The following is a 19,058-nucleotide window of genomic DNA, read 5'->3' on the forward strand; positions in this document are numbered from 1 at the left end:
CGCCCGGTGGCCCGCCGCGGCGTCCACCGCGAACGCCGCTGTGTCCACTGGCTCGCTCGCTCCGCTCACTCACGAAGCGCAGGCTATTTCCCTAGCAAGCGCTTGTCTATCCGCCATTCCCTTGACTTCTGCACTACGGTTGCCACGCTTGTCCTTATCCCCCTTATGGAGTGGCGATGCGGCGGTCCGGATCTGCTCTGACCCTCCTCGGCGGCCTCGTGCTCGCGGTCGCCGCCATGACGCCTGCCCTGGCGCACGAGCATCCCAGCGGGATCACCGACCTGGTGACCCCCGCGGTGGTCCGGGTCGAGGCGAAGGCGCGCGTCGACATCACCCTGCTGGACCACATCGGCGAGCTGGTCCACGTGGAGCGGAGCTACGAGGTGCCCATCGGCACCGGCACCGGCACCGTCGTCACCCCCGAGGGCGGTGTCGTCACCCTCACGCGGGTCGTCAGGACCGACAAGGACATCGCGGTGTACGCCGCGAACAAGATCTTCGCCGAGCACCACAAGGTCAAGATCCCCGCGGACTTCGAGCGGCACAAGATCAAGAACGACCAGCTCAACCACCACCTGCAGGAGTGCTACCCGCCCAAGCAGCCCACCGCGACCTGCATCGTCGACATCACCACCGAGATCCACGTCTTCCCCAACATCTCCCCTCCCGACAAGGAGGGGTTCAAGGCCGAGATCGTCCGCGCCGACTCCAGGCCCGACGGCCCCGCCGTGCTGATGTCCGTCGGGCGGGCCGACGGCGGCGCGGGCCTGCCCACGGCGCCGCTCGCGGCCACGGTGCCCGACAAGGAGGGCTCGCCGGTGGCGGTCGCCGGGTTCACCGGGCGGCCCGCCGTGAACCTGCCGGAGACCGTGGACATCGCCCACCTGCGAGCCGGGGGCGCCGGTACGGGCGGGCGGCAGTTCAAGGACCCCGAGAACAAGGTCGACGAGCCGGTGAAGCTGGGCGCCCTCATCGACAAGGGCCTGATCGGCGGCCCGGTGATCGAGGACAAGAAGGGCGAGGTCGTCGGGCTGCTGGTCGGCGGCGGCAAGGACGGCCGGATGATCGGCGTCCGGGAGATCTCCAAGGCGCTGGCCGAGGCCAAGGTCGCGCCCAGGCGCGGCCCGATCGACGCCGCCTTCGAACAGGCGCTGACCCGCTTCCACACCAAGTACTACGGCGACGCCGTGCCCGCCTTCCAGCGCGTCCTCGACCTGTATCCGGGGCACACCGTGGCGGCGGCGCACCTGAAGACGGCCCAGCAGAAGCGCGGCACCGCGGAGGACGAAGGGGTCAGGAAGGCCGGCGCCCCCGGCGGCGACGAGGGTGGCGAGCCGCCGCTGTGGCCGTTCCTGGCCGCCGGCGGCGTGCTGGTGGCGGCCGTGCTGGCCGGCGCGCTGCTGCTCTGGAGACGCAGGTCCCCGCCGGGGCCGGAGGAGGGGCCGCCCGGCAACGGCCACCTCGGCACCACCCGGCCGGGGGACACCCGGCCCGGGACGACTCCCGTGCCGATCGCCGGCCCGCCGCCCGCGCCGCGGCGCTCGCCGCTCGACGAGACGGCCGATCCCACGGTCGTGGTCAGCCGATCCTTCCCCGCCCTGCCCAAGACGCCCCCCACCTCGCCCGGTCAGCCCGTGCTGGTCGCCCGGGACCCCGGGGCCAAGCCCGCCGACCCGGCCGCCCACCGGCATCCCGGCGCCAAGCCCTCGGACACGGCGGCCCAGAAGTACTGCACCGCCTGCGGGATGCGGCTGGGCCCCGCGCACCGCTTCTGCGGCTACTGCGGCCACCCCTCCGAGACGTGACGGCCGTGAACGAAAGAGCCCTGATCGGCCAGGAGGTGGCCGGCTACCACGTCGAGGACATCATCGGCAAAGGCGGCATGGCCGTGGTCTACCTCGCGGTGGACTCCCGGCTCAACCGCCGGGTGGCGCTGAAGATCCTCAACCCGCTGCTGGGTGAGGACGACCGCTTCCGCCAGCGGTTCGTGCTGGAGTCGCGGACGGTCGCGAGCATCGACCACCCCAACATCATCCCCATCTACGAGGCCGACTCCGCCGAGGACGGCACGCTCTACATCGCGATGCGCTACGTCGACGGCCCCGACCTGCGCCGCCTCTTCTACGACCGGGGGCCGATGCCGATCAGCCAGGTCAACCGGATCTTCGCGCAGGTGGCCGCCGCGCTGGACACCGCGCACGCGCACGACCTGATCCACCGCGACGTCAAGCCCGCCAACATCCTGATCGCCGGTCACACCGAGGGAGACCACGCCTACCTCACCGACTTCGGCATCACCAAGCACCGCACCTCGATCTCCGGGCTGACCCAGACCAACCAGTTCATCGGCACCCCCCGCTACATGTCTCCCGAGCAGATCAACAAGGAGCACATCGACGGCCGCTGCGACCAGTACGGCCTGGCCTGCGTGGTCTACGAGGCGCTGGCCGGGCGGCTGCCGTTCCAGCGCGACAACGAGATCGCGCTGCTCTGGGCGCATCTGGCCGAGTCGCCCACGCCGCTCAGCACGCTCCGGCCCGAGCTCCCGATGGAGGTCGACGGCGTCATGGCCCGGGCACTGGCCAAGTCGCCCGAGCAGCGCTACGACACCTGCACGCAGTTCGTCGCCGAGCTCCGTGACGCGATCAGCGGCCAGTCCTACCAGCTCAGCCAGAGCGCCCGGCCGGTGAAGCCGGTGAAGGAGAACAGGGGGCCCCGATCCGGCGGCCGGGGCATCCTCATCGGCGCGGGAGTCGCGATCGTGGCGATCATCGCGCTGCTGGGGGTTCTCGCGGCCTTCCTGCGGGGCGGCGGCGACGCCTGGGTGCCCTACGCCGGCTCGGCCGCCGTGCCGATCGGGTTCGAGCACCCCGAGGACTGGACCCCGCGCCCGCACGCGGATGTGTTCATGGTGGCCTCGCCGAAGGCGGGGGAGTTCGACGCGCTGTTCGCCACGCCGGTCACCGCCGACTGGGCGGCCGTCAACGAGATCATCAAGGACACGCCGGAGGAGGCCACCGGCATCTACGCGCAGACCCTCGACACCCTCGATCCCCGCGGCGGCGCACAGCAGCTCCAGGAGACCCTGCAGTCCTCGCTGCCCGGTACGGTCAACGTCTACTCCGAGGTGGTCCAGGTGCTGGTGGGCGGCAAGCCCGCCGTACGGCTGGAGGGGTCGATCACGGATCCGCAGCGCGGCGGCAAGCTGGAGTTCACGGGATGGGCAGTGGAACGGCCGGACGAACCCGCACTTATGATCTACTTCTGTGCGCCCGGCACGTGTGACGACGCGCTCGCCAACCGGCTCGTGCGGAGCGTGTCCTTCCCGGCCTCGTGACTTGTGGTCGACTTGCATCCGGCTGGTCTGGGCGTTTTGTCCTATATGAAATGAGGACGCGAGGGCTTAGTCTCCCCGCATGGCGGTTCCCCTCCCCCTTGTCCGGCACCCCCGCACGGTGTCGCTCACCCGGCACCTCCGCACGGTGTCGAAGATCGATCTACTCATCGGATGCGCGATCATCGCCCTCGGCACGCTGGAGGCGTTCACCGTCGCGACCGAGTACGGCGCGACCGAGACCCCCGAGCTGTGGTGGATCGGCCAGGCGGTCGTCACCGGCGTGCTGGTGTGGTTCCGCCGCAAGGCGCCGGTCGCGGTCTACATCCTGATGATCCTCGCCCAGTACGCCTGGCACCGGCAGGGCTACGAGCACTGCCAGGTCTGGCAGCTCGCCTCCCTGCTCATCGTCTTCCACACGGTCGGCGCCGAACTCCCGTTCAAGCCGGGCCTCGCCTGGGCGGTGACCGGCATCCTGGTCTTCGACTCCGGCGCCGTCGACCACCGCCTGCTCCCCTTCGACGAGGTCATCTTCCTGACCGTCGTCTTCGGCGCCGCCTATCTCACCGGGCTCGCCGTGCACGCCCACGCCACCCGGGCCCGCCGCCTGGCCGACCACGCGGCGCAGGTGGAACGCGACAGGGAGCGCCAGGCCGCCGAGGCCGTCGCCGAGGAACGGGTCCGCATCGCCCGCGAGCTGCACGACGTGGTCGCGCACAGCGTCAGCATGATGGTCATGCAGGCCGGGGTGCTCCGCCGCACGCAGGTCGGGGAGAACGAGGTGCTCCTCGGCATCGAGCGGATGGGCCGCGAGGCCGTCGAGGAGCTGCGCGTCATGCTCGGCGCGCTGCGCATGCCGCTCGACGAGGCCATCCCGCAGCCCGGCCTGGCCCTGCTGCCCGGCACGGTGAGCACGCTCGTCTCCTCCGGGCTGCGGATCACCCTGGACGTCTCCGGCGAGCCGGTACGGCTCGCGCCGGGGCTGGACCTGTCCGCCTACCGCATCGTGCAGGAGGCCCTCACCAACGCGGTCAAGCACGCGTGTGAGTCCGAGATCCGGATCTCGATCTCCTACCACGCGGGCCGGGTGGAGCTGGAGGTCGTGGACGGCGGCGGCAGCGCCTCCTCCGGGCTGTCGACGGGCAACGGTCTCGTCGGCATGCGCGAGCGCGCCGCGCTGTTCGGCGGCGTGTTCGAGGCGGGCCCCCGTCCCGAGGGCGGCTTCCGCGTCCACGCGTCCCTGCCGATCTCCCAGGAAGCGTTCGCGAATGAGCGGATCGGATAAGCCAATGACATGCGGGTCCCCCGAACGAGCCGGCGATCCGCTGAGCGAGGAGAAGAAGTGAGCATCCGCATCGTGATCGCCGACGACCAGGCGATGGTCCGCGTCGGGCTGAAGCTCGTCGTGGAGAGCGAGCCCGGCATGGAGGTGGTGGGGGAGGCGGCCGACGGGCTGGAAGCCGTCACCGTGGCCCGCCGCACCCGGCCGGACATCGTGCTGATGGACATCTCCATGCCGCGCATGGACGGTCTCACCGCCGCCAGGAAGCTGCTCGACTGGCCGGACCCGCCGAAGGTCGTCATGCTCACCACCTTCGACACCGACGAGAATCTCTACGCCGCGCTCCGCGCCGGGACCAGCGGGTTCCTGCTCAAGGTCTCGCCGCCCGAGCAGCTCGTGGAGGCCATCCGCGTCGTCGTCGGCGGTGACGCGCTGCTCGATCCGGCCGTGACCACCCGCGTCATCGCCTCCTTCGCCGGCCGTCACGACCCCGCGCCCCCGCCGCAGCTCGCCGACCTCACCCCGCGCGAGCTGGAGGTGCTGCGGTTCCTGGCCCGTGGCCTGACCAACGCTGAGATCGCGGGGCAGCTGTTCGTCGGCGAGGCCACGGTCAAGACCCATGTGGCGCGGGTGCTGATGAAGCTTCATCTGCGTGATCGGGCTCAGGCGGTCGTGTTCGCGTACGAGTCGGGCGTGGTCCGGCCCGGGGCGGCGGTCGGGTAGAAGGAGACCCACTCCTCACGGCTCATCCGGAGCATCTTCACCCCGAGCGAGCCCAGCGCGACCACCGGCATGGCCCACAGCACGACGGTGACGGGGCCGTACGGGACGGCCATCGAACTGGCGTAGCCGACGCCGACGACGAGCGGGACCCACCAGTGCGCGAACCCGGCCCGCCAGACACCGATCACCAGGATCGGCAGGCCGAAGATGGCCAGGAACACCCACGGCATCTGGAAGCCGAAGACGACACCGGGGAGGTTCAGCATCTCGTCGAGGATGAGCTGGGCCTTCTCGGGGCTGTTGTGCCGGCCGAGCCACCACTCCACCGGGTCGACGAGGAGCAGACCCGACAGGTTGATGTAGCCGAGGATGGTCAGCGGGCCCACGATGTGGCCGAAGACCACGGAACGGCGGCGCATCACGTGCAGCAGGCCGAGGGCGGCCAGGGCCATCAGCAGGTAGGCCCAGTGGTACATGGCCGACTCGACCTGGGCGAGGGTGGGGTTGACGCCGTAGCTGACCGCCTCGCGGTCGTCGCCCCAGGTGCCCGGGTCGAGGACGACGGCCACGGCCTGGAGCAGCGGGGCGACGATCAGCAGCGTGCCTGCGGCCACGCGCCGGAAGTCGGCGGAGTCTTTGAACATGGGGGTTCCTTGCCTATGCGGGACTGTCGCAAGGAAAGTAGGTCGCCGTCCCCCGGCCGGTCGTCCGTCGCCGGGCGGATCCGCTGTCCCTCTCACGGGTAAGACCGTCTCACCCCGGAGGCAGGCGCCGGCCGGGCCGGGTCAGGGCGCCACGGCGACCTGGGTCCGGTGGTGCTTCGGGTTCTCGATCTCGTCGACCAGCGCGACCGCGAGGTCGGCGTAAGAAAGCAGGCCCGCCTCCTCGCCGCCGGGCAGCACCTGCTCGCCGCCGGCCCGGTAGCGGCCGGTCCGTGCGGCCTCGTCGTCGAGCAGCGTCGGCGGCGGCGTGACCATCAGCCAGTCGATCCCGGTGTCCGCCGCGCGCAGGACGTCGAGCTCCGCCGCGTGCCCGAGGGAGAAGTCCCTGGCCTCGGCCGGGAAGCCGGGCGCGTCCATGACCCGCACCCCGGGCGCGGTCTCCAGGAGGGTGCCGATGCCGACGACCACCAGCCGGCCGACGCCCGCCTGTGCCAGGCCGTCCAGCAGGGCGTGCGCCGCACCCACGTAGAACTCCTCCGCCGGCACGTCGAGCCGGGCGGCGGCGCTGATCGCCGCGTCGTGCCCGGCAGCGACCGCCGCCACGCTGTCCGCCCGGGTGACGTCGCCGGCCACCAGCGTCACCTCGTCACCGGCCGGGCCCTCATACCTGGCCGGATCGCGCACCACCGCGGTGACCTGATGGCCGCGGGCGACGGCCTCGGCGACCGTCCGCCGGCCGGCCCGCCCACCGGCGCCGAAAACTACGATCTTGCTCATCGCGGATGCTCCGTCCGTCAGGGCCGGGGTGTGATCGCCGGCCGCTGCCGCGACGATAGAACGCGGGGGGTCGCTTTCCGCAACGATAGTTACGCTGACCAGCCGATTCTCCGGAAACCCGAGGGCGCGGGCCCAGCCGGGCGGGTTCTCCGGCGACCGGGGGAGATGGCCGTGCGGACCGGCCGGTTGTCCGGGAGAGCGGGTGCCGTGGGCCGCGCCGGATCGGGGTTCAGGCGGGCCGGGCCGGGGCGAGGCCCTTCATGAGGGTGGTCACCAGATCGTCCACGTAGCCGGGTGGGATCTCGAACGCGGCCGGCTCCCGGCCCCAGAGCAGGTGGGGCAGGACCAGCTCGTGGCAGGCGCCGACGATCATCGTGGCGGCGGCCTCGGCACCGGCGTCCGGGGCGAGGCGGCCGAGATCCTGCTCGGCGCGCAGGTATCCGGCGAGGGCCGTCCGCAGCCCCAGCCCGTTGCCGACGGGATTGGGCATGCCGGCGAAGAGGGTGAGCACCTCGGGCCGGGAGATCAGGCCCGCGAAGGCGGGCAGGATCGCGGCGTGCAGCGCCAGGCCGTGGATGAGGTAGGCGCGCAGGTTGCCCTCGACGGTGCCGGTGCCCGCCCGGGAGGGCAGCTCGCCCAGCTCGCGCTCGACGCTCTGGACATGGGCGTGCAGGGCGAGCGCGAGAAGCTCCTCCTTGTCCGCGAAGTGGTTGTAGAGCACGCCGTCGGCGACCTGGGCCTCGCGGGCGATGTCGCGCACGGTGAGCCCGGCGGTGCCGCGCTGGGATATGAGGCGTTCGGCGGCGGCGATCAGGTGCTCGCGCAGGGTCCGACCGCCGTCGCCGTCACGCAGGGCGGCTGCTTTTCTCGGTGACATCACATCGCATCGTATTGACGGTCGTGGCCCGGCCGCCGCCGTGGGGGGCCGAAGACCGCCGGCCGGCTGGCGGCCCCACCCCGGCGGCGGCCGGGTGAACGGTCCCCGGCCGACACCGCGCGGCCGTACCCGGGCGGCGTCCGGCCGGTCCTCGGCGGTGACCGGCGGGCGGTCAGGGGCGGGTGGCGGTGACCAGCCAGGCGGCGCCGCGCAGCCGTACGGCGCCGGGCTCCTCGTGGGCACGGAGCGCCTCCGTGAGAGCGTCGCGGGCGCGGGCTGCGGCGGCCGGGTCGACCTGGTCGAGCATGAAGCGGACGGGACCCCAGGCGCCGAGGAAGGCGGCCGCGTCCTCGGTGTCCCGGCCCCACAGCTGGGGCGCGTCGACGGGCACCGAGGTCACCGCCTCGAAGCCCGCCCCGGTGAGCACTTCGCGGATGCGGCCCGGGTCGGCCAGCGACTCCGGCCCCGGAGCGCCGGGGCCGGTGGTGGCGGGCCTCGCCGGGAGGTGGTCGGCCATCGCGGTCAAGACGGGCCCCAGGTCGTTGTCGCCCATCTCCCGCAGGGACAGGAAGGCCAGGCGGCCCCCCGGCCGCAGCGCGCGGCCGATGTTGGCGAACGCGGCGACCGGGTCGGCGAAGAACATGATCCCGAACCGGCTGACGGCCACATCGAAGCCCGCGTCGGGGAAGGGATGGATCTGGGCGTCTCCCCGCTCGAAGGTCACGTTGGCGACACCCTCGTCGGCCGCGCAGGCACGTGCCCGCCGGAGCATCGGTGCCGACAGGTCGATCCCGGTGGTGTGCCCGAGCCGTGCCCGCCGGGCGGCCAGCCGCGTCACCTGCCCGTTGCCGCAGCCGACGTCGAGCACCCGGTCCCGCTCGCCGACGGCCGCCGCCGCGAGCAGGTGGTCGTTGAAGCCGCTGTTCACGGCGTCGTAGCGGTCCTGGTGATCGGCCCAGTGGTTTCCCTCGTAGCCGTTCCAGGCGTCGGCCTGCTCGGTGTTGGCGATGGAACTCATCGGTTCTCCTCCTGGCCGGGTGCTGCCGAACGGCCGCGCCGGCTCCCCGGCGTCCGTACGGCCCTCGTTATGAACGCTTGTTCATGAACGTATGTTCATAATGAGGGGGCGGGTCGAGGACGTCAACAGGGAAGGGGCGCCGCCCGGACGGCCGCCGCTCGACGCTGAGGTCGGCTACGACACCTCACGGATCGAGGATGCGCTGGTGGCCGAGCCGTGGTGGCGTGGGCGATGATGATGTGACGGGCACGGTTTCCCCTCGGATCAGGTGGTGTCAGAGACCTCTGATCTTCGGGAGCCGGATGTCGGTCAGTGGCTCTGTGAGCGCCTGGTGGGGCTGGAGCCGTGTTAGTGAATTCGAGAGCCACCTGAGGGTTGGCGCGAGTATCGAAGCGTTACTCCGTGTGGCCGGCACGGCGTCGGCGACCGAGCCGCCGACCAGGATGGCAAGCGTGCTCGGCCGATCCAGATGATGGCCGCCCGCACGCCTGTGCGGGGGCGCGGGTGATCAGGGGTGCGGCCGGGCTCTCATCTGGCCGCGTCCGTGGTGTCGAGGATGCCGACCCGGCGCAGCCACCACCTCCACACGTCCTCCAGGCCGGGGGAGGCGGCCCACTCGGTCTCGGTGACCTTGCCGCGGGCGTAGGCGGCGGTCCGGTCGGCCAGTGCCTGAAGCTCGGCGCCGGTCACCCAGCGGGCGACGTGCGTCTTGTCGGCGGACGGGGCCGGCTCGCCGGTAACGACGGCGCGGTAGACGGTCCAGTGGTGGCCGGGCGTGCGTCCCTGGCGGACGAGACGGCAGCACCGGTTGGGCCGCCACCCGCCGGTCATGTGCTCCAGTTGGCCGACGGTCAGGCCGGTCTCCTTGGCGACCTCCTCGCAGGCGGTCCTTCCCGGGGTGTCGCGGTCGTCGACATGCCCAGCCGGCGGAGCCCAGGCGTGCGGGTACTCAGCCCGTTCGATCAGCAGATACCGGCCGTGCTCGTCGGTGACGATGACGCCGATGGAGGTGTGGTCGCACACGTCGCGGGCGTGCGTGATCGGCCCGCACACCCAGCGTTCCAGCGGGGACGGCCCGGCGTCCTCCAGAGCGCGCAGCCGGGACTGAGCGGTGGCCCGGTTCGGCGCCCCGGCCGCGTTGCTCAAGCCCATCGCTGAGGCGATCTCGGCGTAGCTGGCTCCCTCTGCTTTCCAGCGGCGCAGCGTGGCGGCCTGGATCGCCTCCAGGCGCGGGATGAGGTCGCGGGCCAGGGCGTGCACGGTCTCGCCCATGCGCTGACGCTGGGCGCCGGGCCGTCCATCATCATGCGGGCCGGGGGCAGTGCGGTCCCAGGCGCCCGCGCGCAGCTCGGCCATGGCGCGTAGAGCGGTGTCCAGGCCGGCGGCCAGGTGCAGTGCGGCCTCGCCGAGCAGCTCGGTCTCAGCGGTGCCGAGCCGCAGGTGGATCTCGGAGCCGCCGCGGGTGGTGATCTGCTCGTAAGTCGGGTGGGGGTTGGTCATCAGACTCTCCTCTGTATGAAACATCATCCACTATGTATTGAATTTCATGCAGGGTCAAGAGCATTGGGACCCCCGTAGACCTTCAGAATCCCTGAAGCCTCATCAACACCTAGAGAAGTCGGAGCATCAGCACATAAGCCCAGGTCCTGTGGCCATAGAGGCCGAAGAGGCCCCAGCGAACCCCAGGGCCCCGGCGTTCTTGAGTTCTGATGGGGTATGGCGCGGTTGACGGTTTCGGCAGGTGGGATGCGAAAGAGCGCGACTTCTGGTGATCTTTCAGGTCTCGAATCCGAAGATCGCCGCAGGAGTCGCGCTCGTGTCCCCATCTTCCCCGGCCGGCCCCTGTTTCGTCCCTTGTCTTGACCGGTTCGCCGACCTGGCGTTGTGGGAAGCGGAGCTGGCGGCCGATGACCACCGCCCGGCTGATCACCGAGCAGTTGGGCGCCCACCACGCTGGCCAGGCCCACTCACCACAACCATTACGAGCGGGCGCACCGGTCAGTGGAGAACCGGCTCCACTGGGTCCGGGACGTGACTTTCCGAGAGGATCACTCCCAGCTCAGGACGGGTACCGCGCCCAGAGCCCTGGCCGGCTTCCGCAACCTGGCGATCAGCACCATGCGTCTGGCTGATCGGGCCAACATCGCCCGCGCTCGCCGCGACCTCCTCGACCACCAGGCCGCGGTCGCCGTCTACGACATCTAATCAACATGCTGGAACTGGACAAAGCGAATCAACGCCGGGGCCCTGCGGAAGCACCGGCGTGCATTTCCGTCTCGACGCCCTTTCCTGCCGGGTGGTCGTGAGAACACGCACCGGCGGACCGGATGATTTGATAAACGTCGCGGAGGGAATCGTCGACCGGATCGGCCGTCTGTTCACCCGCCCCTCCTCGAAGCGGCGCGCGGAAGTGCGGCAGGGCAGGGTGGTGCTGGAATCCGGGTCGGTTTCACCTTGACGCTCCCGATGGCGGTGTCAGGTCGAACCAGCCTTTCTTGGCCCGGCGGAGAAACGCCTCCCAGGCGTCGAATCCGAACTGGACGCCCTCCTGCTCGGGGGCGCTGATCCTGACTCCGTCGCGGGTGATGGTCACGATCACCCGCATGGCCGCTCCGCCGGGGCGGGGATGCCGTCGACGTCGCACCACACGGTGCGGCCCAGCGGCCCGTGGTCGTGGACTCCCCAGCGCCGCCGGGAGATCTCGCCGACGATGGCCAGGCCGCGCCCGCGTTCCCCGTCGTCCGGTACGGCCTCGGGCGGACGCGGTTCCCAGGCGGTGCCGCCCGGATCCAGGACCTCCAGGTGGAGGAGGTCCGCCATCCGGGTGAGGGTGAGCAGGATCAGGTCGTGAGGGCGCCCCCGGCTGCTGTGCACAATGGCGTTCGTCACCAGTTCCGACGTCGTCAGGACCACGTTCTCGTATGCCGGGTGGTCGCCCCCGATCCAGGAACTTATATAACCGCGTGCCTGTGCGGCCGAAGTCGGTTCGAGTTTCAGGAATGCCTCTCCGAGCACTTCGGGCCCGGCGTCCATGTCTTTCTCTTCGGGGCGCACCACGGAATCCATGTCCACCTGCTCCACCGGTCGATTTCCCGATATCACTTTTCAAGGATCACATCGCATCACTACAGTGAGTAGCGGAACGAATGCGTTTATGTTCAACGGTTCATGTGAAACCGCTGGTGAAACCGGGGTGACCACCGATGCCGAATCCCAAAGACCTCGATCCCACCACGTCGCCGATCGCGTTCTTCGGCTACGAGCTGCGCCGATACCGGCAGCAGGCCGGGCTGTCCCAGGGGAAGCTGGCCAGACGGACCGGATTCGCGCTGGGCACGATCTCCATGGCGGAGACCGGGCGGCGGCCTCCGACCGAGGATTTCGTGCGGAGGTGTGACGAGGCGCTCGGAGTCGAGGGAGCGCTCATCCGGATCAAGGAGATGATGGACAACGTCGCAGCCCGGTTGCCGGCCTGGTTCCGCCCCTGGGTGGAGGTCGAACAGGCGGCTGACAGTCTGCGGACCTGGGAGCCGCTTCTCGTGCCGGGGCTGCTCCAGACAGCGGACTACGCGCGGGTGCTCTTCAACGGTGAGCCTCGCGCCTCGGCAGAGCGGACCGAGCTGGATGTGACCGCCCGGCTAGAGCGGCAGCACGTCCTGGAGCGGGAGAACGCGCCCATGCTCTGGGTCGTCATCGATGAGGGTGTGCTCATCCGCCGCATCGGTGACGACACGACCATGGCAGCACAGATGGATCATCTTCTCGATGCTGGACATATGCCGCATGTCACCATTCAGGTCCTGCCTTTCGGGTCGGGCAGCACGGTCGGTCTTTTGGGCGGTTTTGTCATTGCGCAGGTCCGAGGGCTCGCCAATACTGTCTACATGGAGTCGGCTGGCCAGGGCCAGGTCACCGACCGCCCCGACGACGTAGCGGACATCACGACCAAATACGAGGCGATCCGAGCCGAGGCACTTCCTCAGCGAGCGTCGCTTGAGCTTATTGGGGAGATGAAGAAACGATGGATCGGGAACTGAACGAGGCCGTATGGGTGAAGTCGCCGTTCTCGGGTGGCAACGGCGGTAACTGCGTGGAGGTCGCGAAGCTGTCCGGTGGCCGGGTCGGTGTCCGCGACAGCAAGGACCAGGCGGGTCCGGCGCTGGTGTTCACATCGGGGGAGTGGGCCGCCTTCACCCGCTGGGTCCGCACCGACGACACGGTTTAGCGAGGTGAGCGCCGACGTCCATCGGATGATCGGCCGCTCACCGATGCCGTTGGGGTCCGTGTCGAGGTAGCCGTGGTCGCCGCCGAAAATCGGGCGGATATCGCTGGTCAGCGATGATGCGGCTGGTTGGCCGTGCCGATCGGGTGCGCGCCTGGAGCATGGCGGAGTCGGCGTGGGCCTGCTCCACGGCCTTGGGATACGCCTGCCGCTTCTCGTGCTCGGCCGGCGCCCGGTAGATGCTCGCCAGGCTGGGGTGCTGTCCCTCGCGCTTGCCGGTAGGGATGATCAGGTCCAGGCGGATGGCCTCCACCGACTCGCCGTTCGCGCGGCGGCGGAGCACGGTGTGCAGCATGTCGTCGGTGCTCACCAGCGAGGTACGCCTCGTCGGAGGGCGTTCCCAGGCTCTCCAGGTAGTACGGCGCGTACGCGGAGATGAGCGATACCGGCGCTTGCTTCGCTCCAGGCTGGTCAGGTCAGACCCGCGTCGTGGGCGAGGATCGCGATCTGGGTGCGGTTGTCCATGCCGAGCTTGGTGAGGATGCTGGAGACGTGCGCCTTCACGGTCGTGATGCCCATGGCCAGGCCCGCGGCGATGTCGGCGTTCGTCTGGCCGCGCGCGATCGCCAGGGCCACCTCGTGCTCGCGGGGGGTGAGGGCGGCCAGCGCGGCACGGGCTCGCTCATAGGCGCCGGCCTGCGCGACGGTGCGCTCCATCAACCGCCGGGTGATGCGCGGGGACAGGATCGGATCGCCCGCGGCGACCCGGGTGACCGCCTCCACGATCCGCGGCGCGGGGTGTCCTTCAGTAGGAACCCGGCAGCGCCCGCGCGGAGGGCGTGCAGGACGTTCTCGTCGGTGTCGAATGTGGTCAGCACGATCACCTCAGGCGGGCGGGCACGGGCGCGCAGCCGGCGGGTGGCGGTGATGCCGTCCACCCGCGGCATCCGCAGGTCCATCAGGACGACGTCAGGGGCGTGGGCGTCGGTGGCCGTGATCGCCTCCTGGCCGTCGGCCGCCTCGCCGACGACCGTGATGCCGGCAGCGCCGTCCAGCATCATGGACAACCCTGCGCGGATCAGGGCATCGTCGTCGACCAGTAACACGCGGATCACGCGGGCCATGGTAGCCGGGCCTGGAGCCGGAACTCTCCTTCGGCGTTGCGGTGATCCAGTTGCCCGCTGGCCAGCCGTACCCGCTCGGTGAGCCCGACCAGGCCGAGGCCGCTGCCGGGCGCGAGTGGGGCGGTGCCCGCCGGGGCCAGCGGGTTGCGGATGTCGATCAGCAAGGGCGTGCCGCGACGCCTGCGGCCGCCACCGCCGCCGCGACGGGGAAGCGCCTGCGCTGGGCCACCTGCAGCGCCCCCATCGTCGCCGCCGGAGTGGCCACGGGGGAGAGGGCGGCCAGGAGGGTGGCGGCCAGTGCTCCCGAGGTCGGCCACCACAGCTGGGCGAGCGCCGCTACCAGACTCACCGTCGTGACGACGACGTCCAGCCCCCACGTGGGCCCGTCGGCCAGGCTCCACAGCGTCAGGGCGCTCAGGCCGCCCATCCCAAGGACCACTATCGCCACCGCGATCGGGTGCGGGGGGCGGGTTTTGTTCACCGGGTCAGGGTAATCGCCGGTCCGCAGGCGCCATCACCTACCAAAGGCAGGCGCCGTCACCTACCAAAGGAGGACCCGTACCCCACCGGGGGAGAACACAGAGCGACCGCGCGCCCGATGTGGCGGATCGGGCGACCGGGCGAAGCTGACCGGCATGAACACCTCAGCCAAGCGAATCCTCCTCACCGTCGCCGGCGCCCCCGCGGCCGCCCTGGCCGTTTGGGCCCTGGCCGTGCCGGTCGCCGGAACCACTCCGACCGTGCGCATGGGCACCGGCACGCAGCCGGTCGAACCGGGATCGGTCCTGGTGGTGAGCCTGCTGGTCGGGCTGGCGGGCTGGGCTCTGCTGACCGTCTTGGAGCGGTTCGCGTCCCGGCCCGGCCGGATCTGGACGATCGTCGCCCTGGCCGTACTCGTCCTGTCCCTGCTCGGGCCGTTCGGCAGCGCCGTCGGTATACCCACGATGCTGGTGCTGATCCTGATGCACCTGGTCGTCGGCATCGTGCTCGTCCTGGGGCTGACGCCGCGATGAACCCGTCCGGGTCCGTCACCCGCCAATCATGCGCGGGCGGCCCGCCCACGACCATGCGCACCCCGCTGGACAACGCTGACACTGCACAGGAGACATGACATGACCGTCCTCGCCAGAGCGATCGAGGCCACCCGCCGCTACGGTGACGTGCTCGCGCTCGACCGCGTCTCGCTCGACATCAGGGCGGGCGAGCTGGTCGGGCTGCTCGGCCCGAACGGCGCCGGCAAGTCCACCCTCATCAACCTCTTGGTCGGGCTGCGCCGGCCGACGTCGGGCACGGTGGAGTTGTTCGGCGGCTCGCCTTCCGACCCTGCCGTACGGCGGGGCATCGGCGTGACCCCCCAAGAGAGCGGGCTGCCGGAGTCGCTGCGTGTCGGCGAGATCGTCGACTTCGTCTCCGCGCACTTCCCCGAGCGCTACGGTGCGGCGGAGCTGCTGGCCAGGTTCGGCCTCGCTGACCTGGTCAGACGGCAGGTCGGGGGGCTGTCCGGCGGGCAACGGCGGCGTCTGGCGGTGGCGCTGGCATTCGCGGGCCGGCCGCGGTTGGTGTTCCTCGACGAGCCCACCACCGGGCTTGACGTGGAGGCCAGGCGAACCCTGTGGGAGGGGATCAGGAGCTTCCACGCCGACGGCGGCACAGTGGTGCTGACCAGCCACTACCTGGAGGAGATCGAGGCGCTGGCGCAGCGGGTGGTGGTGATCGGCCGGGGCCGGGTGCTGGCTGACGACACCGTGCGGGCCGTGCGCGACGTGGTGGGCGTGCGCCGGGTCTCCTTCGCTGCGCCGGTTGTACCTGAACTACCCGGGATCTTGCGGAGCTCGGTCGAGGCCGGCCGGGTGCACCTGCTCACCGCCGACTCCGACCGGCTGGTCACCGAGCTGGTACGCGCCGGGACGGCCTTCGCCGACCTGGAGGTGCGGCCGACCTCGCTGGAGGAGGCCTTCATCACCATCACCTCCAAGGAGGAGACTCGTGTCTGATCTCATCCTCATCCACACTCGCTACCAGTTCCTGGAGCAGTTGCGCGTCCCGATCGCGCTGGTGGCGAGCGCGTTCTTCCCCGCGGCCGCGATGCTGGCGTTCGTAGTGCCCTTCACCGGCGCCGACCCGATGAGCGCCACATCGGCGACGGCCGGGATGATGCTGTTCGGCGCCATGTCGGCGGCGCTGATCGGGCTGAGCATCAGCGTGGCACACGACCGCGAGCAGCCCTGGGACCCCTACCTGCGCACGCTGCCCGCAGGCCCGCTGCCCCGCTTCGCCGGCCGCATCCTGACCACGATGGCCGGCATGCTGCTGTCGGTGGTGCCGGTCCTGCTCATCTCGGCCTTCCTCACCGCCGCAGCCATCTCCCCGCTCCGCCTGGCGTTGGGCATCGGCGCGCTGCTGGTGGGCTCTGTGCCGTTCATGCTGATGGGTTTGTTCATCGGGTACGCGGTGTCGCCCAAGGCGGCGATCGCGGTGTCGCAGGTGGCGTACTTCCCGATCGCCGCGCTGGGCGGGCTGCTGGTGCCGCTGGAGGTCATGCCGGGTTTCGTGCAGTCCCTGGCACCGTTCGTGCCCAGCCGGGGTGCGATCGAACTCATGTGGGCCGCGGTGGCGGGCCGCACCCCATCTCCCGTCTCCCTGGCCGCCTTCGCCGTCTGGATCATCCTCGCCGCGGCCGCCGCCACCTGGGCGTACCGCCGGGACGAGGGCCGCCGCTTCTCCTGATCGATCAACTCGCCGTACCGGCGTCCGGGAAGACTCCGGACCCGGCGGGGAAACGGACGTGTCGCGTGGTGGCTGAGGAGTCGCCGGGCGGCCTGCGAGGGTCAGGTCGCGAGGAGGAGGGCTGTGGCGATCGCGACGTTGACGAGGAGGCCGAAGAGGGAGGGGAGCCAGCGGCCGGGCTGACGGGCCGCGGGGAGGTCGCGCCAGCGGGTGAGGGTCAGGGCCGTGCCGGCGGCCGTGGCCGCCGTGGCGAGGATGAACAGGGCGGAGGGCAGCGTGCCCCAGGCTCCGACCAGCCAGGCCATCCAGAGGATCAGGACGGCGGTGGTCGTGGTGTTGACCACGCCGAGGCGGTCGAGCGGGGGGCGGTTGCGGGTCGGCGTGCGGCGGGTCGCCGACTCCCACGCGGTCAGGGCGGCGCCGAGGGGCAGGAGCAGGGTGATCGCGATCGTGATGAGGGCCTGGGTACTGGGGGAGGGCTCCGGCGCGTCGTGGCCGAGCAGCCGCAGGCCCACGTGGTTGACGCCCTTGTCGGTGTTGCCCAGCACGACCACGCCGCGCTTGCTGTCGCGGTCGAAGCCGACGTACGAGCTGAAGCCGCCGGTGCCGCCGTTGTGCCAGGTGACCTGGCCCTTGCTGGTCTTCGTCGTGAACCAGCCGTAGCCGATGCGACGGGTCTGGTCCTCGGTGAAGCGCGGCGTCGCGGCGTCGGCGCCCGGGGCGCTGCCCTTGAGCATCGCGTCGGCGAGGCGGGCGAGGTCGGCGCTGGTGGACCAGACACCGATGCCCGCCGGGACGTAGCCCGTGCCCGTCCATGGGTCCGCCTCGTGTCCGGCCTCCGTGTAACCGTGCGCCCTGCCCGACGGCAGGGCCGACGTGGTGGTGGCTTTCATGCCGAGGGGCTCCAGCACCCGCCGCTTCAGCAGCTCGGGATAGGGGAGGCCCGCCCGCTCGGCGAGCGCGTTTCCGAGCACCGCCACGCCGAGGTTGGAGTAGGAGACCTTGCCGCGCCCGGAGAGCCCGGCCGAGGCGGCCGCCTCGCGCACGTCGGAGACGTCTTGTCCGCCGTAGGGGTTGCCGTGGCTGTAGTTCGCGGTGATCGCCTTCAGCAGCATGCCCAGGCCGCCGGGCTGCCGGGGGAGGCCGGAACGGTGGCTGGTCAGTTCCTCGTAGGTGATCGAGTCCTTGAGGCCGGGCACCGGCGAACGCGGGTCGAGGCCGTCCCGGGCCGCCATGTCGGCGAGGATCATGCCGGTGAACGCCTTGGGAACCGAGCCGATCTCGAACGGGGTGGACGCGTCGACCGGACGCGGGACGGGCCCGCCCGTGTCGCCGACCCCGGCCGTGCGGATGACGCCGTTCTCGACCAGTGCCACGGACAGGGCGCGGTAGCCGTCGGATCCCGCCGCTTCGCGCACGGCCTGGGCCAGCGCGCGGTCACCCGTCGTCGCGGCCCCGAGCCGCGGCGGCGTGGGCACGACGGCGAAGGCGATGAGCGCGGCCAGCCCCGCCGCCACCGCGGCGGCCAGCAGCTGACCCGGGGAGAACGCCAGGCCGTTCCGCTTGAACATGAGACTCTTCCCTCACAGGGGTTGGGTGGGACGCGACGCCTGGCATCAGGAGGGGGTGTCAGCCTCGCCGGGAGAAGTAGAAGAGCGCGATCCCATAGGAAACGCCCGCGGCGGCGGCCAGGCCGGCGAACAGCGTGTGATCCTCGCCGCGCCAGACCTGTACGAGGAACCCGCCCACCAGGATCGTCATGAGCACGTTGGCCATGGCGCCGCGGGCGCGCAGCTCGTTGAGCCTGCGCCGCTCGTCGCCCAGCTCGCCGCTCAGCATCGCCGTGGTCTCGCTGTGCCTGCGCGTCAGCAGGAGGACGGCGGCGTAGCCGGCCATGATGCCGACGAACACGAGTCCGATCACGACCTCGCCGCGGACCATGAACGGCACGCCCAGCAGCAGGCCGAGCAGCAGGCAGAACGCCGCGAAGAACCAGCGTTTAGTCGTCACAGTGGAAGACCTCCTCGACGGTCCGGCCGAAGAACCGGGCCAGTCGGATGGCGAGGGGGAGTGAGGGATCGTACCGGCCCTGTTCTATGGCGTTGATCGTCTGCCGGGACACGCCGAGACGCTCTCCGAGAGCCTGCTGGGAGAGCCCTGCGGAGCCTCGTAACTCCCTGACGTCGTTGTCCACAATGTAAAGCTCCTTTTACATCTCCCGCTGCATGGAAAGTATCCTTGACACCTCTCTCATGTCAAGCAAGCTTTACGTCGCACCTGTCGCCGTCCGGAGCGGGCGACGTCCGGCCCCG

The 19,058-nt window shown here is 70.8% G+C and carries 25 protein-coding genes and 1 pseudogene; 12 read left to right on the forward strand and 14 right to left on the reverse strand.

Annotated features, from left to right (window positions below):
• The first annotated feature begins 176 nt into the window (after positions 1-176).
• From SROS_RS12265 to SROS_RS12280, 4 genes are all read left to right on the forward strand, one after another.
• Positions 177-1,805 carry a trypsin-like peptidase domain-containing protein gene (locus SROS_RS12265; protein WP_012889251.1) on the forward strand — a complete coding sequence of 543 codons (1,629 nt, stop codon included), beginning with the start codon at positions 177-179 and terminating at the stop codon, positions 1,803-1,805.
• 5 nt (positions 1,806-1,810) lie between these two features.
• Positions 1,811-3,337 (forward strand): serine/threonine protein kinase, encoded by a 1,527-nt coding sequence (locus tag SROS_RS12270; protein WP_245564616.1) that lies wholly within the window; start codon positions 1,811-1,813, stop codon positions 3,335-3,337.
• Between the two features lie 79 nt (positions 3,338-3,416).
• A complete protein-coding gene (locus SROS_RS45880; protein ID WP_012889253.1) occupies positions 3,417-4,619 on the forward strand; it encodes a sensor histidine kinase in 1,203 nt (400 codons plus the stop codon).
• Positions 4,620-4,676: 57 nt separating this feature from the next.
• The gene (locus SROS_RS12280; protein ID WP_012889254.1) at positions 4,677-5,339 is read left to right on the forward strand and encodes a response regulator; all 663 of its coding nucleotides are present in this window, start codon (positions 4,677-4,679) and stop codon (positions 5,337-5,339) included.
• Here SROS_RS12280 and SROS_RS12285 read toward each other — a convergent pair.
• The 4 genes from SROS_RS12285 to SROS_RS12300 form a co-directional block, all read right to left on the reverse strand.
• Positions 5,279-5,983 (reverse strand): hypothetical protein, encoded by a 705-nt coding sequence (locus SROS_RS12285; protein ID WP_012889255.1) that lies wholly within the window; start codon positions 5,981-5,983, stop codon positions 5,279-5,281. The genes SROS_RS12280 and SROS_RS12285 overlap by 61 nt on opposite strands.
• Before the next feature lie 141 nt (positions 5,984-6,124).
• Entirely contained in the window at positions 6,125-6,778 is a 654-nt protein-coding gene (locus tag SROS_RS12290; protein ID WP_012889256.1) for an NAD(P)-dependent oxidoreductase, read from the reverse strand.
• Positions 6,779-7,007: 229 nt separating this feature from the next.
• Positions 7,008-7,655 carry a TetR/AcrR family transcriptional regulator gene (locus SROS_RS12295; protein ID WP_012889257.1) on the reverse strand — a complete coding sequence of 216 codons (648 nt, stop codon included), beginning with the start codon at positions 7,653-7,655 and terminating at the stop codon, positions 7,008-7,010.
• A gap of 172 nt (positions 7,656-7,827) precedes the next feature.
• Complete coding sequence (locus tag SROS_RS12300) at positions 7,828-8,673, reverse strand: class I SAM-dependent methyltransferase (protein WP_012889258.1); 846 nt, start codon at positions 8,671-8,673, stop codon at positions 7,828-7,830.
• A gap of 91 nt (positions 8,674-8,764) precedes the next feature.
• Between SROS_RS12300 and SROS_RS50890 the strand changes: the two genes are divergently transcribed.
• Positions 8,765-8,908, forward strand: a complete 144-nt coding sequence (locus SROS_RS50890; protein WP_169369288.1) for a hypothetical protein — start codon at positions 8,765-8,767, stop codon at positions 8,906-8,908.
• Positions 8,909-9,201: 293 nt separating this feature from the next.
• On the opposite strand, the gene SROS_RS49450 is transcribed toward SROS_RS50890, so the two are convergent.
• Positions 9,202-10,173 (reverse strand): NUDIX domain-containing protein, encoded by a 972-nt coding sequence (locus SROS_RS49450; protein ID WP_012889259.1) that lies wholly within the window; start codon positions 10,171-10,173, stop codon positions 9,202-9,204.
• Positions 10,174-10,704: 531 nt separating this feature from the next.
• On the opposite strand from SROS_RS49450, the gene SROS_RS51635 reads away from it, so the two are divergent.
• Positions 10,705-10,878, forward strand: coding sequence for a hypothetical protein (locus tag SROS_RS51635; protein ID WP_174435251.1), 174 nt, complete (start codon positions 10,705-10,707; stop codon positions 10,876-10,878).
• A 58-nt stretch (positions 10,879-10,936) separates the two neighbouring features.
• Positions 10,937-11,131: a hypothetical protein gene (locus SROS_RS50900; RefSeq protein WP_169369290.1), complete on the forward strand. Its 195-nt coding sequence runs from the start codon at positions 10,937-10,939 to the stop codon at positions 11,129-11,131.
• Here the strand turns inward: SROS_RS50900 and SROS_RS50905 are convergent.
• The gene (locus SROS_RS50905) at positions 11,123-11,278 is read right to left on the reverse strand and encodes a hypothetical protein (protein ID WP_012889260.1); all 156 of its coding nucleotides are present in this window, start codon (positions 11,276-11,278) and stop codon (positions 11,123-11,125) included. The two genes, SROS_RS50900 and SROS_RS50905, sit on opposite strands and share 9 nt — an antisense overlap.
• Positions 11,269-11,739, reverse strand: a complete 471-nt coding sequence (locus SROS_RS12315) for an ATP-binding protein (protein WP_012889261.1) — start codon at positions 11,737-11,739, stop codon at positions 11,269-11,271. Before SROS_RS12315 ends, SROS_RS50905 begins: the two co-directional genes overlap by 10 nt.
• Positions 11,740-11,876: 137 nt before the next feature.
• Between SROS_RS12315 and SROS_RS12320 the strand changes: the two genes are divergently transcribed.
• On the forward strand, positions 11,877-12,710 hold the full coding sequence (locus SROS_RS12320; RefSeq protein ID WP_012889262.1) for a helix-turn-helix domain-containing protein: 834 nt from the start codon (positions 11,877-11,879) through the stop codon (positions 12,708-12,710).
• Positions 12,695-12,898: a DUF397 domain-containing protein gene (locus tag SROS_RS12325; RefSeq protein WP_012889263.1), complete on the forward strand. Its 204-nt coding sequence runs from the start codon at positions 12,695-12,697 to the stop codon at positions 12,896-12,898. Before SROS_RS12320 ends, SROS_RS12325 begins: the two co-directional genes overlap by 16 nt.
• A 37-nt stretch (positions 12,899-12,935) precedes the next feature.
• Here the strand turns inward: SROS_RS12325 and SROS_RS52100 are convergent, their stop codons facing one another.
• The 4 genes and pseudogenes from SROS_RS52100 to SROS_RS51640 form a co-directional block, all read right to left on the reverse strand.
• Entirely contained in the window at positions 12,936-13,265 is a 330-nt protein-coding gene (locus tag SROS_RS52100) for a hypothetical protein (RefSeq protein WP_043651876.1), read from the reverse strand.
• 101 nt (positions 13,266-13,366) lie between these two features.
• A pseudogene (locus SROS_RS12335) lies at positions 13,367-14,019 on the reverse strand (response regulator transcription factor).
• Positions 14,007-14,183 (reverse strand): ATP-binding protein, encoded by a 177-nt coding sequence (locus SROS_RS49455; protein WP_174435252.1) that lies wholly within the window; start codon positions 14,181-14,183, stop codon positions 14,007-14,009. The pseudogene SROS_RS12335 and the gene SROS_RS49455 overlap by 13 nt, the downstream one beginning before the upstream one ends.
• Positions 14,177-14,500, reverse strand: coding sequence for a hypothetical protein (locus SROS_RS51640; protein ID WP_012889265.1), 324 nt, complete (start codon positions 14,498-14,500; stop codon positions 14,177-14,179). Before SROS_RS51640 ends, SROS_RS49455 begins: the two co-directional genes overlap by 7 nt.
• 154 nt (positions 14,501-14,654) lie before the next feature.
• On the opposite strand from SROS_RS51640, the gene SROS_RS12345 reads away from it, so the two are divergent.
• The 3 genes from SROS_RS12345 (at position 14,655) to SROS_RS12355 (ending at position 16,746) form a co-directional block, all read left to right on the forward strand.
• Complete coding sequence (locus SROS_RS12345) at positions 14,655-15,032, forward strand: DUF6069 family protein (protein ID WP_012889266.1); 378 nt, start codon at positions 14,655-14,657, stop codon at positions 15,030-15,032.
• Between the two features lie 99 nt (positions 15,033-15,131).
• Entirely contained in the window at positions 15,132-16,013 is an 882-nt protein-coding gene (locus tag SROS_RS12350; protein ID WP_012889267.1) for an ABC transporter ATP-binding protein, read from the forward strand.
• A complete protein-coding gene (locus SROS_RS12355) occupies positions 16,006-16,746 on the forward strand; it encodes an ABC transporter permease (protein WP_012889268.1) in 741 nt (246 codons plus the stop codon). Before SROS_RS12350 ends, SROS_RS12355 begins: the two co-directional genes overlap by 8 nt.
• 101 nt (positions 16,747-16,847) lie before the next feature.
• Here the strand turns inward: SROS_RS12355 and SROS_RS45885 are convergent, their stop codons facing one another.
• Genes SROS_RS45885 through SROS_RS12370 form a run of 3 tightly spaced genes read right to left on the reverse strand, consistent with a single transcriptional unit; the run spans position 16,848 to position 18,940 of the window.
• The gene (locus SROS_RS45885; RefSeq protein ID WP_012889269.1) at positions 16,848-18,317 is read right to left on the reverse strand and encodes a serine hydrolase domain-containing protein; all 1,470 of its coding nucleotides are present in this window, start codon (positions 18,315-18,317) and stop codon (positions 16,848-16,850) included.
• Between the two features lie 58 nt (positions 18,318-18,375).
• Positions 18,376-18,756, reverse strand: a complete 381-nt coding sequence (locus SROS_RS12365) for a hypothetical protein (protein WP_012889270.1) — start codon at positions 18,754-18,756, stop codon at positions 18,376-18,378.
• A complete protein-coding gene (locus SROS_RS12370) occupies positions 18,746-18,940 on the reverse strand; it encodes a helix-turn-helix transcriptional regulator (protein WP_012889271.1) in 195 nt (64 codons plus the stop codon). Before SROS_RS12370 ends, SROS_RS12365 begins: the two co-directional genes overlap by 11 nt.
• Between the last annotated feature and the right edge of the window lie 118 nt (positions 18,941-19,058).

It is taken from the genome of Streptosporangium roseum DSM 43021 (genome assembly GCF_000024865.1).
Lineage (GTDB): Bacteria > Actinomycetota > Actinomycetes > Streptosporangiales > Streptosporangiaceae > Streptosporangium > Streptosporangium roseum.